General features: G+C 68.9%; 17 protein-coding genes. 16 read left to right on the forward strand and 1 reads right to left on the reverse strand.

The genetic code is table 11. From position 1 onward, the window contains the following. Window positions 1-70: 70 nt before the first annotated feature. The 9 genes from pnuC (at window position 71) to hisF (ending at window position 6,842) form a co-directional block, all read left to right on the forward strand. Window positions 71-769: a nicotinamide riboside transporter PnuC gene (pnuC, locus tag AC1DRO_RS06395; RefSeq protein ID WP_028277033.1), complete on the forward strand. Its 699-nt coding sequence runs from the start codon at window positions 71-73 to the stop codon at window positions 767-769. Next, window positions 766-1,977, forward strand: coding sequence for a bifunctional diaminohydroxyphosphoribosylaminopyrimidine deaminase/5-amino-6-(5-phosphoribosylamino)uracil reductase RibD (gene ribD / locus AC1DRO_RS06400; protein ID WP_476950209.1), 1,212 nt, complete (start codon window positions 766-768; stop codon window positions 1,975-1,977). Before pnuC ends, ribD begins: the two co-directional genes overlap by 4 nt. Next, window positions 1,977-2,663, forward strand: a complete 687-nt coding sequence (locus AC1DRO_RS06405) for a riboflavin synthase (protein ID WP_476950210.1) — start codon at window positions 1,977-1,979, stop codon at window positions 2,661-2,663. Before ribD ends, AC1DRO_RS06405 begins: the two co-directional genes overlap by 1 nt. Next, window positions 2,660-3,373 (forward strand): 3,4-dihydroxy-2-butanone-4-phosphate synthase, encoded by a 714-nt coding sequence (gene ribB / locus AC1DRO_RS06410; protein WP_476945561.1) that lies wholly within the window; start codon window positions 2,660-2,662, stop codon window positions 3,371-3,373. Before AC1DRO_RS06405 ends, ribB begins: the two co-directional genes overlap by 4 nt. Window positions 3,374-3,386: 13 nt before the next feature. Further along, a complete protein-coding gene (gene ribA, locus AC1DRO_RS06415) occupies window positions 3,387-4,082 on the forward strand; it encodes a GTP cyclohydrolase II (RefSeq protein ID WP_243179150.1) in 696 nt (231 codons plus the stop codon). Window positions 4,083-4,126: 44 nt separating this feature from the next. Next, window positions 4,127-4,612 carry a 6,7-dimethyl-8-ribityllumazine synthase gene (ribH, locus tag AC1DRO_RS06420; protein ID WP_243179121.1) on the forward strand — a complete coding sequence of 162 codons (486 nt, stop codon included), beginning with the start codon at window positions 4,127-4,129 and terminating at the stop codon, window positions 4,610-4,612. Window positions 4,613-4,769: 157 nt separating this feature from the next. After that, the gene (locus tag AC1DRO_RS06425; protein ID WP_018772463.1) at window positions 4,770-5,033 is read left to right on the forward strand and encodes a phosphoribosyl-ATP diphosphatase; all 264 of its coding nucleotides are present in this window, start codon (window positions 4,770-4,772) and stop codon (window positions 5,031-5,033) included. 104 nt (window positions 5,034-5,137) lie between these two features. Beyond that, a complete protein-coding gene (gene hisG, locus AC1DRO_RS06430; protein ID WP_028277039.1) occupies window positions 5,138-5,980 on the forward strand; it encodes an ATP phosphoribosyltransferase in 843 nt (280 codons plus the stop codon). Between the two features lie 85 nt (window positions 5,981-6,065). Beyond that, window positions 6,066-6,842 (forward strand): imidazole glycerol phosphate synthase subunit HisF, encoded by a 777-nt coding sequence (gene hisF, locus AC1DRO_RS06435; protein ID WP_476950211.1) that lies wholly within the window; start codon window positions 6,066-6,068, stop codon window positions 6,840-6,842. Between the two features lie 21 nt (window positions 6,843-6,863). Here hisF and AC1DRO_RS06440 read toward each other — a convergent pair whose 3' ends face one another. Then, window positions 6,864-7,508 (reverse strand): TIGR03085 family metal-binding protein, encoded by a 645-nt coding sequence (locus AC1DRO_RS06440; RefSeq protein ID WP_028277041.1) that lies wholly within the window; start codon window positions 7,506-7,508, stop codon window positions 6,864-6,866. 177 nt (window positions 7,509-7,685) lie between these two features. Between AC1DRO_RS06440 and hisI the strand changes: the two genes are divergently transcribed. From hisI to trpA, 7 genes are all read left to right on the forward strand, one after another. After that, window positions 7,686-8,129 carry a phosphoribosyl-AMP cyclohydrolase gene (gene hisI, locus AC1DRO_RS06445; protein WP_476943875.1) on the forward strand — a complete coding sequence of 148 codons (444 nt, stop codon included), beginning with the start codon at window positions 7,686-7,688 and terminating at the stop codon, window positions 8,127-8,129. A 122-nt stretch (window positions 8,130-8,251) separates the two neighbouring features. After that, on the forward strand, window positions 8,252-9,829 hold the full coding sequence (locus AC1DRO_RS06450) for an anthranilate synthase component I (RefSeq protein ID WP_459384448.1): 1,578 nt from the start codon (window positions 8,252-8,254) through the stop codon (window positions 9,827-9,829). Next, window positions 9,829-10,506 carry a Trp biosynthesis-associated membrane protein gene (locus AC1DRO_RS06455; RefSeq protein ID WP_476950212.1) on the forward strand — a complete coding sequence of 226 codons (678 nt, stop codon included), beginning with the start codon at window positions 9,829-9,831 and terminating at the stop codon, window positions 10,504-10,506. Before AC1DRO_RS06450 ends, AC1DRO_RS06455 begins: the two co-directional genes overlap by 1 nt. Window positions 10,507-10,622: 116 nt before the next feature. Continuing rightward, window positions 10,623-10,910, forward strand: coding sequence for an HGxxPAAW family protein (locus AC1DRO_RS06460; RefSeq protein ID WP_018772470.1), 288 nt, complete (start codon window positions 10,623-10,625; stop codon window positions 10,908-10,910). 2 nt (window positions 10,911-10,912) lie between these two features. Beyond that, window positions 10,913-11,731, forward strand: a complete 819-nt coding sequence (gene trpC, locus AC1DRO_RS06465) for an indole-3-glycerol phosphate synthase TrpC (RefSeq protein WP_459384450.1) — start codon at window positions 10,913-10,915, stop codon at window positions 11,729-11,731. A 127-nt stretch (window positions 11,732-11,858) separates the two neighbouring features. Then, entirely contained in the window at window positions 11,859-13,223 is a 1,365-nt protein-coding gene (trpB, locus tag AC1DRO_RS06470; protein WP_476950213.1) for a tryptophan synthase subunit beta, read from the forward strand. Continuing rightward, window positions 13,220-14,041, forward strand: coding sequence for a tryptophan synthase subunit alpha (gene trpA, locus AC1DRO_RS06475; RefSeq protein WP_476950214.1), 822 nt, complete (start codon window positions 13,220-13,222; stop codon window positions 14,039-14,041). Before trpB ends, trpA begins: the two co-directional genes overlap by 4 nt. The last annotated feature ends 3 nt before the right edge of the window (window positions 14,042-14,044 follow it).

A 14,044-nucleotide genomic window follows, 5' to 3' on the forward strand; every position in this document is an offset into this window, starting at 1 on the left:
GCGCCGCATAATTGCGCTGTCGTATACCCCCGGAGCCATCGCGGTTCTTGAGGGAAGGAACGACACACACATGGACCCCTTGCGATGGCTCTTCGAAGCGCAGATCCCCGTAGGCGGATCTGTCCTGATTCTTCGTGAAGTGCTAGGCAACATCTTTGGCCTCGCCAGCGCCGTCGGCGGCATGCGCCGCCGGGTCTGGGCATGGCCCGTCGGCATCGCCGGCAACTTGCTGCTCCTGACGGTCTTCCTGGGCAACGTCTTCGGTTCCGCCACGCCGGCCACGCTGTGGGGCCAGGCCGGACGCCAAGTCATGTTCATCGGCGTCGCCCTCTACGGCTGGTACCGCTGGCAGCAGGGCAGGAAGTCCGGCAGCGGCGGCACTGCCGTCGCGCCGCGCTGGGCCGGCAACCAGACCCGGGTGATTCTTGCCCTCAGCCTCGTGGCCGGCACCATGGCGCTTACCCCGGTCTTCGACTCCCTCGGCTCCTACCCGCCGGTCTGGGCCGACGCGTGGACGTTCATGGGCTCGCTGCTCGCGACATACGGCATGGCGCGGGGCTGGACGGAGTTCTGGCTCATCTGGGTGGCGGTGGACATCGTCGGTGTGCCACTGCTGTTCAGCGCCGGCTACTACGCCAGCGCCGTCATGTACCTCTTCTACGGCTTCTTCACCCTGGCCGGGTTCTTTGTCTGGTGGCGTGCCTCCAGACTGGCGAACCGGCCGGTCACGGTCGAAACCGTCTTCCCCGACCCCGTGGTGGCCAAGTGAGTGCCCTCAACACCGCCGGCGTGAGCGCCGGATTCAGCGCCGCCCCGTCCGGCACTGCCCCGTCCGGCACTGCCGCGTTTAACGCTGCCGAGAATGCTGCGATGCAGGCTGCCCTGGCCGCCGCGGCGCAGGGCCCGCGGGGCGCCAACCCCCTCGTCGGCGCCGTCGTCGTCGGGGCCGACGGGACGCACCTCGCCACCGGTTACCACCGCGGAGCCGGGACTGCCCACGCCGAAGCCGACGCCATCGGCCAGGCGAAGGCGGCGGGCCGGGACCTCCGCGGCGCGGCGATCGTGGTGACGCTGGAGCCCTGCAACCACTGTGGACGCACCGGGCCCTGCGCGCAGGCGATCATCGACGCCGGCATCACCGACGTCATCTACGCCGTCGACGATCCCCACGACCCGGCCGCCGGCGGCGCCGTGACGCTCCGGGCCGCGGGCGTCCGCGTCCGCTCCGGGCTGGCGGCCGAGGCGGCGCTGGATTTGAACCGGCGCTGGTTCGACGCCGTCTCCGCCAAACGGCCCTTCGTCACCCTGCATATCGCCCAGACCCTCGACAGCCGCATCGCCGCCAGCGACGGCACCAGCCAGTGGATCTCCAGCCCGGAATCGCTCGCCGACAACCACGCCCTGCGCGGCCGGATAGACGCCATCCTGGTGGGCACCCAGACGGTCCTGATCGACAACCCCCGGCTTACCGCCCGGAACGCCGGCGGCGAAGCAGAGGGCAAACAGCCGTTGCGCGCCGTGATGGGGTACCGGGGCATTCCCGACGACGCCGCCATCCACGGAGCCGACGGCAACGTCCTGCACCTGGCCACCCGCGACCCGCGCGAGGCCCTGGACCAGCTGTTCGCACACGGCGTCCGGCACCTCATGGTGGAGGGCGGCTCCCGGATCCTGAGCGCGTTCCTGGCCGCCGGCCTGGTCGACGAACTCATCGTCTACCTGGCGCCCACACTGCTTGGCTCCGGCACCGCCGCCCTGGACGACCTCGGCATCACCACCCTGGCCGATGCCCAGCGGTGGGAATGGGACCGGGCATCCGGCGGCGCCGTCCAGGTCCTCGGCCGCGACCTCCGGCTCCATCTTCGCCCGGCCGCCACCGCCGATGATGCTGACCCGGCCCGCCCGGCCGCCACCCCTACTTCATCCGATACCACCCCGCACCGCACCGGCGCGGACACCGCCGCAGGAGGCAATTGATGTTTACCGGAATTATCGCCGAGCAGGGAAAGGTGCTCTCCGTTGAGCGCAACGGGGACAGCAGCGCCACCGTACGGCTCCATGCGCCCGGCACCACGGACGGGCTCGCCCTGGGCGGTTCCATAGCGGTCAACGGCGTCTGCCTCACCGCCACGCAGATCGAGGGCAGGGACTTCAGCGTTGACGTTATGGGCGAGACCTTGGTCCGCAGCACGATCGGAGAACTTACTGCGGGCGATCCCGTCAACCTGGAACGCTGCGTCCCCGCCGGGGGACGGTTGGACGGCCACGTGGTCCAGGGCCACGTCGACGGCGTCGGCCAGCTCGTGGAGCGCGAGGGGCTTGGCAACTGGGACCGGCTGCGGTTCGCGGTGCCGGCCGGGCTGGCCCGGTACATCGCCGAAAAGGGATCAATCGCCGTCGACGGCGTCTCCCTCACCGTCACGGCAGTCAGTCCGGCCAACGATCCGGCGCCCTGGTTTGAAGTAGGGCTCATCCCGACCACCCTGGCCGAGACCGGCCTGGGCCAGAAGACACCCGGCGGCCATGTAAACCTCGAAGTCGATGTCCTGGCGAAGTACACCGAACGCCTGCTGTCCTTTGCCGGCGGTTCATCGCCCGCCGCGCACAGGGCAGCCGAAGGTTCCGCCGGAGAAGCCGCCCTCACGGACGGGGCCGCGAAATGAGCCGGGTCACGGACCAGCCCGGCCATGACGTGGCCGGGGTGCTCCGCGCCACCGCTGCCGGCACCGGGCGTGTAGGCCTCGATCCGATCGAGGACGCCATCAGCGCCATGGCAGCCGGGCGCCCCGTCCTGGTGGTGGACAACGAGGACCGCGAGAACGAAGGCGACATCATTTTCGCCGCCGAGCACGCCACCCCCGCGCTGATGGGCTGGACAGTCCGCTACAGCTCCGGAGTGATCTGCGTACCGCTCGACGCCGGCCGGGCCGACGCCCTGGCGCTGCCGCCAATGGTGGCAATCAACGAAGACGCCAAGGGCACCGCCTACACCGTGTCCTGCGACGCCGCCGTGGGTGTCAGCACCGGAATTTCCGCCACGGACCGCGCCCTGACGGCCCGGATCCTGGCCGACCCGCAAAGCCGGCCACATTCCTTGACCCGTCCCGGGCATGTTTTTCCCCTCCGCGCCGTTAAGGGGGGAGTGCGGGAACGTCCCGGCCACACCGAAGCGGCCGTGGACCTGTGCCGGCTCGCGGGCCTGGAGCCCGTGGGCGTGATAGCAGAGCTTGTGTACGACAACGGAGAAATGATGCGGCTGGACGGATTGCGCGGCTTCGCCATCGAGCATGGCTGCCCCCTGATTTCGATTGCGGATCTGGTGGCGTATCTTGAAGCGGAACAGCACGGCAGCCACGCAGCGGACCCTGTCTGATGGAGGAGAAATAATGACGACTTCGGAGACCCGAGAAGAGACGGCCATGGCCCGTCAACCGCATCCGGTCAGCGCAGGACCCATCGTCCAGCTGCCCACCGCATTTGGCGACTTCGTGGCGCAGGCCTGGACCGACCTCGCCACCGGCGCGGAGCACCTGGCCGTCAGTTCACCGATGGCGCCGGTTGACGGCGAGCCACCGCTGGTCCGCCTCCATTCGGAGTGCCTGACCGGCGATGTGTTTGGCTCCTACCGCTGCGACTGCGGCGAACAGCTCGCCTATGCGCTCGAGCTGATCAACGAACTCGGCGGCACCCTGCTGTACCTGCGCGGCCAGGAGGGCCGGGGGATCGGCCTGGCGAACAAGATGAAGGCCTACGCCCTGCAGGAGGCCGGTTTTGACACTGTGGAGGCCAACGAACAGCTCGGGCTGCCGGTCGACGCGCGCTGCTACAAGGCCGCGGCCCAGATCCTCGCGGAGATGGGTCTCCACGAGATCCGGCTGCTGAGCAACAACCCGGACAAGCAGGACCGGCTTGCGCAGGCAGGCGTCAAGGTGGTGGAGATGGTCCCCACGGAGGTCCCCTCCCGGGAGCAGAACATCCGCTACCTGCAGACGAAGAAGGACCGGATGGACCACCGCCTGGTCCTGGACGTTGAACCGGCTCCGGCCGCCGGCCTGTCCGGATTCGAGCACGACCAGGACTGACCGGGCAGCAACACGACCACCAGACTCAATAGCAAGGAATACCTATGAGCGGCCACGGCGCCCCCCAGATCGACCTCAGCACCTTCAAGCCCGAAGAAACCTCACAGCTCAAGCTGGCCATTGTGGCCGCGAGCTGGCACACCCAGATCATGGACGGGCTGCTCGACGGTGCCCTGCGCGCCGCGAAGGACGCCGGCATCAATGAGCCGACAGTCCTGCGCGTGCCGGGCACGTTTGAGCTCCCGGTCGCGGCCGCCCGGCTGGCACCGCACTTCGACGCCGTCGTGGCGCTCGGCGTCGTCATCCGGGGCGGTACCCCGCACTTCGAATATGTCTGCGAGGCGGCCACCCTGGGCCTGACCGAGGTCAGCGTCCGCACCGGGATTCCCGTCGGCTTCGGCGTGCTGACGTGCGATACCGAGCAGCAGGGGATCGACCGGGCAGGCCTGCCCGGATCCACCGAGGACAAGGGTCACGAGGCCGTTACCGCCGCCCTGGCCACGGCAGTGACGCTCAAACAGTTCGGCTGAACCGCCAAGCTGCAGCTTTTGCCGGTGCGGGCGCCTCCGTGGCCGCCCGCGCCGGCTGAGTGTGCCGGCCGTGTTGGATATGTAGTGCCTCACATCTCCGCCGTCATGCAACGCCCCGGCGGGCGTTCCCGCGCCGGGAGCAAGTAGGCTTGGGGGCGTGAAGAATTTCGAGTCGCTGTTCGCAGAACTGAGTGAAAAGGCAGCCGTCCGCCCGGAGGGCTCCCGCACCGTCGCCGAACTGGATTCCGGAGTCCACGGCATCGGCAAGAAGGTCGTGGAGGAAGCAGCCGAGGTTTGGATGGCTGCGGAGTATGAATCCGATGAGGCCGCCGCCGAGGAAATTTCCCAGCTGCTCTACCACCTGCAGGTTCTGATGCTCGCCAAAGGACTCACCCTGGAAGACGTCTACAAGCATCTGTAGCCGCGCCCGCACCGGACACCGCCATGACTTCGCTGGCGGATCCCGTGCACCGCGTGGCCGATGTGCCCCAACAGAGACTTCCACACCCAAGAGAGACTTTTCCCATGCTTAGAGTTGCCGTCCCGAACAAGGGATCCCTGTCCGAAGCTGCCGCGGCCATGCTGGCCGAGGCAGGCTACCGCCAGCGCCGCGATACCCGCGAGCTTGTCATGGTGGACCCGGACAACGACATTGAGTTCTTCTTCCTGCGCCCGCGCGACATTGCTGTGTACGTGGGCCAGGGAACGCTCGACGTCGGCATCACCGGCCGCGACCTGCTGCTCGACGCGGAGGTCGAGGCTGAGGAGCTGCTGCCGTTGGGCTTCGCCGCTTCCACCTTCCGCTTCGCCGGCCCGGTCGGCGACTTCACCACGGTCGCCGAGCTCGAGGGCAAGCGCCTGGCCACGAGCTACGACGGACTGCTGCGCGGCTACCTGGCCGCACGCGGCATCAACGCCAAGGTGGTCCGCCTTGACGGCGCCGTGGAATCCTCCGTCCGACTCGGCGTCGCCGACGCGATTGCCGACGTCGTCGAGACCGGCACCACGCTCAAGGCTGCCGGCATGGAGATCTTCGGCGAGCCGATCCTGAATTCGGAGTCCGTGCTGATTGGCCGCAAGGGCGAGCAGAACCCTGCCACGGAGGTCCTGATCCGCCGGCTCCAGGGCGTCCTCGTGGCCCGGCAGTACGTGCTGATGGACTACGACATCCGCAAGGAACTCGTCGAGCAGGCCGCCGGGCTCACCCCCGGCCTGGAGTCGCCCACCGTGTCGCCGCTGCGCGATTCGGACTGGGTGGCCGTCCGCTCGATGGTGCCCAAGCGGGAAACCAACCGGATCATGGACGAGCTCTACGACCTCGGCGCCCGCGCCATCCTGGTCAGCAGCATCCACGCCTGCCGCATCTAGGCTCCCCGCCCCGCCGGGTCCCGCCAGGAAAACCTTCAGCAACCACCCTGCAGCAATTACCCGCCTGCAAGTACCAGGAGAAGTCATGACTGTTGCCGTGCGCGTCATCCCGTGCCTCGACGTCGACGCCGGCCGCGTGGTCAAGGGCATCAACTTTGAGGGCCTCCGCGACGCCGGGGACCCGGTGGAACTGGCGCACCGCTACGACAACAGCGGCGCCGACGAGCTGACCTTCCTTGACGTCACAGCGTCCTCCGGCAACAGGGAGACCACGTTCGACGTCGTCCGCCGCACCGCCGAGGAAGTCTTCATCCCGCTGACGGTCGGCGGCGGGGTCCGTGGCGTGGCCGAGGTGGACAAACTCCTGCGCTGCGGCGCGGACAAGGCCGCCATCAACACCGCAGCCGTGGCCCGGCCGGACGTGATCGACGAGATCACCCGGCACTTCGGCTCCCAGGTCCTGGTGCTCTCCCTCGACGCGCGCCGGACCCGTCCGGGCTCGCAGCCCACCCCGTCCGGCTTCGAGGTCACCACGCACGGCGGACGGCAGGGGACAGGCATCGACGCGATCGCCTGGGCGCGGGAAGCGGCCGACCGCGGGGTGGGTGAAATTCTGCTGAACTCGATCGACGCCGACGGCACCAAGGACGGCTTCGATCTGGAACTGATCCGCCTGGCGCGGGCGGGGGTCAAGGTCCCGATCATTGCCTCCGGCGGCGCCGGCAAGCCGGAGCACTTCCCGCCGGCCGTGGCAGCGGGCGCCGACGCCGTCCTGGCGGCCTCGGTCTTCCACTTCGGCCCGCTGGACATGATCGCGCAGGTCAAGGCCGCGATCCGCGACGCAGGCTTCGAAGTCCGCTAGTCCCCACCCGCCGGGTGGGGATTAGAGGCCGACTTCGGCGGACTGCAGGAGCGCGACGGCGTCCGGCTGGCCTTCAAAGGTCACGAGGGCGTGGCGGGTGCGGCCGTGGGCGTGCATGAGCAGCTCGCCCGGTTCGCCGACGATGGCCACGGATACGGGGGCGCGTTTGGCGACATGCCGCGGACCCGAGGGGCTCACCAGCACGATGCCCAGATCCACGCCGCGGTACAGGATCGCGGCCCGCTTGACGAGCTCATCCCACAGCGCGTCCGAGTAGGCCTGGTCCAGGGCGCGCGGGGCCCAGCGGTCCACGGCACGGCGGACGTCCTCGGTGTGCACAAAGTACTCGATCAGGTTGGAGCTTTCGTCCAGCGCCTTGATCCGCAGCGGGGACAGCGCCGGGGGACCGGCCCGGAAGTCGTTGACCAGCTTGGCGTAGTCCTCGGTGGTCTTCAGGGTGCCCGCCAGTTCGGCCGTCGCCTGGTCCGAGGCCTTGGACAGGCGCTTGATGAGCAGGCCCAGTCCGACGGCGATTTTCCGCTCGCGCAGGTACAGGTGCGCGGCAAGATCGCGGGTGAGCCAACCTGTGCAGAGCGTGGCGGCATCAGGGCCGGCCGCCAGCAGGGTTTCGGCCAGGACTTCTCGGGACGGTTCGACGAAATGCATCACTTGTGAAACTAGCACGAGACGGCCGTGTGTGGGCACAGGAATCGCCGCCGCGACCGCGCCCGGCCGCATGATGCAGGGCCGGACCGCGGCGCTGGGCCGGTTGGCGCGCCAGTGTTAAGCGGCGGGACCTGTCCGCAGGCCGGCGACCGGCCCGGAGGCACTAGACTTGATCTGATGTCTGAGCAGCCCGCCTCCGCCCCCAGCCCCATCAACGGCAGCGCCATTAACGGCAGCGCCGTCGATCGCAGTCCCGTCAGCGGCAGCCCCCTCCCGGCCGGACTGGCGGACGCGCTCAAGCGCGACAGCGCCGGCCTGGTGGCCGCCATCGTCCAGCAATTCGACACCCACGAGGTGCTGATGCTGGGCTGGATGGACGACGAAGCGCTGCACCGCACCCTGACCAGCGGGCGCGTGACGTTCTTTTCGCGCTCCCGCCAGGAGTACTGGCGCAAGGGAGACACCTCCGGGCACGTGCAATGGGTCAAGTCGCTCGCCATGGACTGCGACGGCGATGCGCTGCTGGTGCGGGTCGACCAGGTCGGCGCGGCCTGCCACACCGGAACCCGGACGTGCTTCGACGGCCGCGAGCTCGACGCCGTCGTTGGCCACGGAGGCTAGGTGCCCGGCACACCGGCAGAGCGCCCCGGCGCTTCCACAGCTTCACGAACCGGACCCCAGGCAGGATCCCATGACCGGATCCGGTCGCAGGTCCACCTAAAGAACAGGCGGAAAGCACAGCCATGCAGGACCTAGGAATCATCAGCCCCGGCCTCGAAGAGTTCCGCGAACTCGCAGGCCACAGCCGCGTCATCCCCGTCCGGCTCAAGGTGCTGGCTGACGCCGAAACCCCGATCGGGCTCTACCGCAAGCTCGCCCATGGCCAGCCCGGAACGTTCCTGATGGAATCGGCGGCGGTCGGCGGCGCCTGGTCGCGCTATTCCTTCATCGGCTCCCGCTCCCGGGCCACCCTGACCACCAAGGACGGCAGCGCGCACTGGCTGGGCGAGCCCCCGGTCGGTGTGCCCCTGGACGGCAACCCCGTGGACGCCATCCGCGACACCGTCGCCGCGCTGCGCACCGAGCGCTTCGACGGCCTCCCGCCGTTCACCTCGGGCCTGGTCGGGTTCCTGGGCTGGGAAACCGTCCGGCACTGGGAGAAACTGACCAGCCCGCCGGAGGACGACCTCCAACTGCCGGAAATGGCCCTCAACCTGGTCACCGACATGGCGGTCCACGACAACATGGACGGCACCGTCCTGCTGATCGCCAACGCCATCAACTTCGACAACAGCACCGAACGGGTCGACGACGCCTGGCATGACGCCGTCGCCCGCGTCAAAGCCCTGCTCGAAAAGATCAGCCGCCCCGTGGAGCAGCCGGTCTCCGTGCTGGAGACGGCCGCCCTGGATTTCGCGTCCAGTGTGCAGGAACGCTGGGACGAAACCGAGTACCTGGCCGCCCTGGACCGCGGCAAGGAGGCGATCGTGGACGGTGAGGTCTTCCAGGTGGTGATCTCCCGCCGCTTCGAAATGGAGTGCGGCGCCGACCCCCTCGACGTCTACCGGGTCCTGCGGAACACTAACCCCAGCCCCTACATGTACCTCTTCAGCTTCGAGGACGCCGCCGGCCGCGAATACACGATCGTCGGCTCCTCGCCGGAGGCCCTCGTCACCGTGACCGGGGACGAAGTCATCACCCACCCCATCGCCGGCTCACGCCCGCGCGGCAAGACGGTCGAGGCGGACAAGGCCCTGGCCGAGGAACTGCTGGCGGACGAGAAAGAACGCGCCGAGCACCTGATGCTGGTCGACCTGTCCCGCAACGACCTCTCGAAGGTCTGCGTGGCTGGATCCGTCGACGTCACGCAATTCATGGAAGTCGAGCGCTTCAGCCACATCATGCACCTGGTGTCCACCGTGGTCGGAGAGCTCGCCCCGGCCGCCAAGGCCTACGACGTGCTCAAGGCCACGTTCCCGGCCGGCACCCTCTCCGGCGCCCCGAAGCCGCGGGCCCTGCGCCTGCTGGACGAACTTGAACCGCACCGGCGCGGCATCTATGGCGGCGTGGTGGGGTACCTGGACTTCGCCGGGGACATGGACATGGCGATCGCCATCCGGTCGGCCCTGCTCCGGGAAGGACGCGCGTACGTCCAGGCCGGCGGCGGAATCGTCGCAGATTCGGTGAACCCGACCGAGGCCCAGGAAACCGTGAACAAGGCCGCCGCCCCGCTGCGCGCCGTGCACACGGCCAGGTCGCTGCACAACATCACCGTTGACGCAATCACTGACGCAGCACCCGACGCAGGAGCCGAGTCCTGATGGGGGAGCCGGAAGCCACCGCCAAGAACACTGTGAAGAGCACTGTGAAGAGCACCAAGAGATCCGCCGTTCCGGGCTGGGCCCGCAAGTCCACCCTGGTCCTGGTGATCGCTGCCCTGGCCCTTGCCGTGTTCGGGACCACCACCCAGACCTGGCTCACCGTGCACCTCGATCCCACGCAGCTCGGCGCGGCCGTGGCAAGCCAGGACGGCCTGCAGGTCCAGGGCAGCAAGGCTGCCACCACCGTGACGGCCCTGGCGCTTGTGGCCCTCGCCGGCGGCCTCGCGGCCTCCATCGCCGGCCGCGTGGCCCGCTGGGTCATCACGGCGATCATCCTCCTCGCGGCCGCGGGCATCGTCGCCGCGGCGGCCGTCGTGCTGGCGGACCCGCTGGCCGCGGCGCAGGGATCGATCGCGGCCGCCACCGGAATCAGCGGCAGCAGCGTGCAGGTGGACGTAACAGTGTTCCCAGTCCTCGCCGTCGTCGCCGGAGCCCTGCTGGGCCTCAGCGCCCTGGCGATCGTGCCGGCTGGCCGCTACTGGAAGACCCGCACCAAATATGACGCGGCCGCCGCCGGGCCCGCCGGCGGAACTGCAGCTGGCGGTCATGCGCCGGCCGCCACCGCGGACGAGATTGACAGCTGGGACCGGTTGTCCCGCGGTGACGACCCCACCTGAGCCGATGCCGCGGGCGCGACCGGCAACGCGGCCAGTAACGCTGCCAAAGCAACGCGGCCAAAAATACGGTCAAAAAATGGCAGAATGTAAGCAGTATTCATCCTGAGGAGATTTCAATGAGCAAAGCCACTGTTTCCGCATCCACGTCCGCTGCGCCGAAGGGCGTCTACGACGACGTCGATCACAGCGAAGCGCCGGGCCACGGCAACAGCCCGGCCGCGTGGACCTGCGTGATCGTGATGCTGATCGGCGCCCTCATTGCGTCCATCGCCTTCGTCATCGCCAACACCCCGATCTTCGTTGCAGGTGCCGCAGTTATGGTGATTGGCCTGCTCGCCGGCTGGGCCATGCGCAAGGCCGGCTACGGCGTCGGCGGCAGCAAGCTGAAGAACTCCGGCCACTGAGCGTGAGCGTTCTCGACGACATCAATGCCGGTGTCAGGGAGGATATGCAGGCGCGCCAGCGTCTGGTTACGCTCGCGGAGCTGAAGGAGCGTGCCGCCGCGGCGGCACCCGCCCGTGACGCCTGGGCCGCCCTCGGCGGGACCTCAAGCACCCGGGACCAGCTCAAGGTGATTGCCGAGGTCAAGCGCCGCAGCCCGTCCAAGGGCCAGCTCGCGGACATCGCCGATCCCGCGTCCCTCGCCGCACAGTACGCCGACGGCGGGGCCGCCGTGATCAGCGTCTTGACCGAGGAGCGCCGCTTCGGCGGCTCCCTGGCCGATCTCGACGCCGTCCGGGCCGCCGTGGACATTCCGCTGCTGCGCAAGGACTTCATGGTTGACGAGTACCAGATCTGGGAGGCCCGGGCGCACGGCGCCGACCTGATCCTGCTGATCGTGGCCTCGCTCTCGGACGCCCAGCTGCGTGAGTTCACGGCCCTCAGCCGCGAGCTCGGCATGAACGTGCTGGTCGAGACCCATACGGCGGAGGAAATCGAGCGCGCAGTCGCCGCGGAAGCCCGGATCATCGGCGTCAACGTACGCAACCTCAAGACGCTCGACGTCGACCGTTCCGTCTTCGCGGCGCTGACCGGCGGCATTCCCGCCGGTGCGCTCGTGGTCGCCGAATCCGGTGTGCGCGACGTCGAGGACGTCAAGCACTACGCGGCCCGCGGAGCCAACGCGGTCCTGGTCGGCGAGGCGCTGGTCAGTGACGCGACGCCCCGCGAGCGGATCGCCGAATTCATGGCTGCCGGCGCGACGGCAATCGCCGCGCGCGCCTGAGGCCGGCCGGTCCTGGCGCCTCCGTCCGGACCGTGAGCGGTGCCGGGCCCGCGATTTTGCCCGGACCAATGAGCGGATCTCATCAGCAGATCCCCAAAGCTAGCAGTGGAACAGGATGGTGAGACTGATGGTCGATGCACCAGCAGCCGGCTCTGACGAAAGTGCCGTGGACGCGTTCCTGCAGGGCGGCCGCCCCGCGGAGCATCCCGCGCAGGGCGAACCGTCCCTGCGCCACGCCCCGGGGCCCTACTTCGGGAACTACGGCGGCCGGTGGATGCCAGAGTCGCTCATCGCGGCCCTGGACGAGCTCGAAGACACCTTCGAGAAGGCCAAGGCCGATCCGGAGTTCACGGCCCAGATCGCCGACCTGAACAAGAACTACTCGGGCCGGCCATCGCTGCTGACCGAGGCCAAGCGCTTCGCCGAGCACGCCGGCGGGGTGCGGATCTTCCTCAAGCGCGAAGACCTCAACCACACCGGCTCGCACAAGATCAACAACGTCCTGGGCCAGGCGCTGCTCGCCAAGCGAATGGGCAAAACCCGCGTCATCGCCGAAACCGGCGCCGGCCAGCACGGCGTGGCCAGCGCCACGGCCGCAGCCCTGCTGGGCCTGGAATGCGTGGTCTACATGGGCGCCGAGGACTGCCGCAGGCAGTCCCTCAACGTGGCCCGCATGGAACTCCTCGGCGCCACGGTCATCCCGGTCACCAACGGATCCCAGACGCTCAAGGACGCCATCAACGAGGCCCTGCGCGACTGGGTGGCCAACGTGGGCAACACGCACTACCTGCTGGGCACCGCCGCCGGAGCACACCCGTTCCCGGCGATGGTCCGCTACTTCCACGAGGTCATCGGTGAGGAAGCCCGCGGCCAGATCCTGGACCAAACCGGCCGGCTGCCGGATGCCGTCTGTGCCTGCATCGGCGGCGGCTCCAACGCAATCGGCATCTTCCACGGCTTCCTCGATGACCCTTCGGTCAAGATCTACGGCTTCGAAGCCGGCGGCGAGGGCGTCGAAACCGGACGCCACGCAGCCACCATCACCCTCGGCAAACCCGGCGTACTGCACGGCGCCCGCTCGTACCTCATGCAGGACGACGACGGCCAGACCATCGAGTCGCACTCGATCTCCGCCGGCCTGGACTACCCCGGCGTCGGCCCCGAGCACTCCTACCTGGCCGACATTGGCCGGGTCAGCTACGAGCCCATCACGGACAGCGAAGCCATGGAGGCCTTCCGCCTCCTGTGCCGCACCGAGGGCATCATCCCCGCCATCGAGTCCGCCCACGCCCTCGCCGGCGCCATCAAGGTGGGCCAGCGGCTCGCCGCAGACGCGGCGGCAGGCAAGGCAACAGACGCCTCAGAGAAAATCGTGATCGTGAACCTCTCCGGCCGCGGCGACAAGGACGTGGCCACGGCCGCGGAATGGTTCGACCTGCTGGACAAGGACTCACCTGAAGCCGAAATCGCCAAAGAGGGGGAACAGCTGTGAGCATCAGCCAGGACGGCACCCAGCACGCCAGCAAGTCGGCCGCGGCCATTGACCGCGCCCGCGCCCAGGGCCGGGCGGCTCTGATCGGCTACCTGCCCGCCGGCTACCCGAGCGTTAAAGACACCATTGCCGCCGGCATCGCCCTGGCCGAGAACGGCGCCGACCTCATCGAGATCGGCATCCCGTACTCGGACCCGGTCATGGACGGCCAGGTCATCCAGGCTGCCACGACGGAGGCCCTCGCGAAGGGCTTCCACGTCCGGGAGGTCTTCGACGTCGTCCGCGGCATTACGAGCAAGACCGACGCCGCCGTGCTGGTCATGACGTACTGGAACCCCGTGGTCCGGATGGGCGTAGACGAGTTCTCCCGCCGTCTGGCCGAGGCCGGGGGAGCCGGGCTCATCACGCCCGACCTCATTCCGGACGAGGCCGCCGAATGGATGGCGGCCTCGGACAAGTACGGCCTGGACCGGGTGTTCCTCGTGGCTCCCTCGTCCTCGCCCGAACGCATGAAACGCACGGTGGACGCGAGCCGCGGCTTCGTCTACGCCGTCTCCATCATGGGCGTCACCGGCGCCCGGACCTCGGTCAGCTCCGCGGCCAGGGACGTCGTCGCCGCAGCGCACGCCGCGGGCGCCGAGCGCGTCTGCGTGGGCCTCGGCGTCTCCACCGCCAGCCATGTCCGCGAGATCGCCGAGTACGCCGACGGCGTGATTGTCGGCACCGCCCTCGTCGCGGCCATCCGGGACGGCGGCGTGGATGCGGTAGCCTCCTTGACGAAAGACCTCAGCACCGGCCTTACCAAGGAAGAAGCCTAAGCA

The sequence above is a fragment of the Arthrobacter sp. P4_F11 genome (assembly GCF_056401395.1).

What these genes read in the sequence shown, in the direction of transcription:
- pnuC (WP_028277033.1), top strand. Translation starts at nt 71, where the DNA reads ATGGACCCCTTGCGATGGCTCTTCGAAGCGCAGATCCCCGTAGGCGGA.
- AC1DRO_RS06405 (WP_476950210.1), top strand. Translation starts at nt 1,977, where the DNA reads ATGTTTACCGGAATTATCGCCGAGCAGGGAAAGGTGCTCTCCGTTGAG.
- ribB (WP_476945561.1), top strand. Translation starts at nt 2,660, where the DNA reads ATGAGCCGGGTCACGGACCAGCCCGGCCATGACGTGGCCGGGGTGCTC.
- ribA (WP_243179150.1), top strand. Translation starts at nt 3,387, where the DNA reads ATGACGACTTCGGAGACCCGAGAAGAGACGGCCATGGCCCGTCAACCG.
- ribH (WP_243179121.1), top strand. Translation starts at nt 4,127, where the DNA reads ATGAGCGGCCACGGCGCCCCCCAGATCGACCTCAGCACCTTCAAGCCC.
- hisG (WP_028277039.1), top strand. Translation starts at nt 5,138, where the DNA reads ATGCTTAGAGTTGCCGTCCCGAACAAGGGATCCCTGTCCGAAGCTGCC.
- hisF (WP_476950211.1), top strand. Translation starts at nt 6,066, where the DNA reads ATGACTGTTGCCGTGCGCGTCATCCCGTGCCTCGACGTCGACGCCGGC.
- AC1DRO_RS06440 (WP_028277041.1), bottom strand. Translation starts at nt 7,508, where the DNA reads ATGCATTTCGTCGAACCGTCCCGAGAAGTCCTGGCCGAAACCCTGCTG.
- hisI (WP_476943875.1), top strand. Translation starts at nt 7,686, where the DNA reads ATGTCTGAGCAGCCCGCCTCCGCCCCCAGCCCCATCAACGGCAGCGCC.
- AC1DRO_RS06450 (WP_459384448.1), top strand. Translation starts at nt 8,252, where the DNA reads ATGCAGGACCTAGGAATCATCAGCCCCGGCCTCGAAGAGTTCCGCGAA.
- AC1DRO_RS06455 (WP_476950212.1), top strand. Translation starts at nt 9,829, where the DNA reads ATGGGGGAGCCGGAAGCCACCGCCAAGAACACTGTGAAGAGCACTGTG.
- AC1DRO_RS06460 (WP_018772470.1), top strand. Translation starts at nt 10,623, where the DNA reads ATGAGCAAAGCCACTGTTTCCGCATCCACGTCCGCTGCGCCGAAGGGC.
- trpB (WP_476950213.1), top strand. Translation starts at nt 11,859, where the DNA reads ATGGTCGATGCACCAGCAGCCGGCTCTGACGAAAGTGCCGTGGACGCG.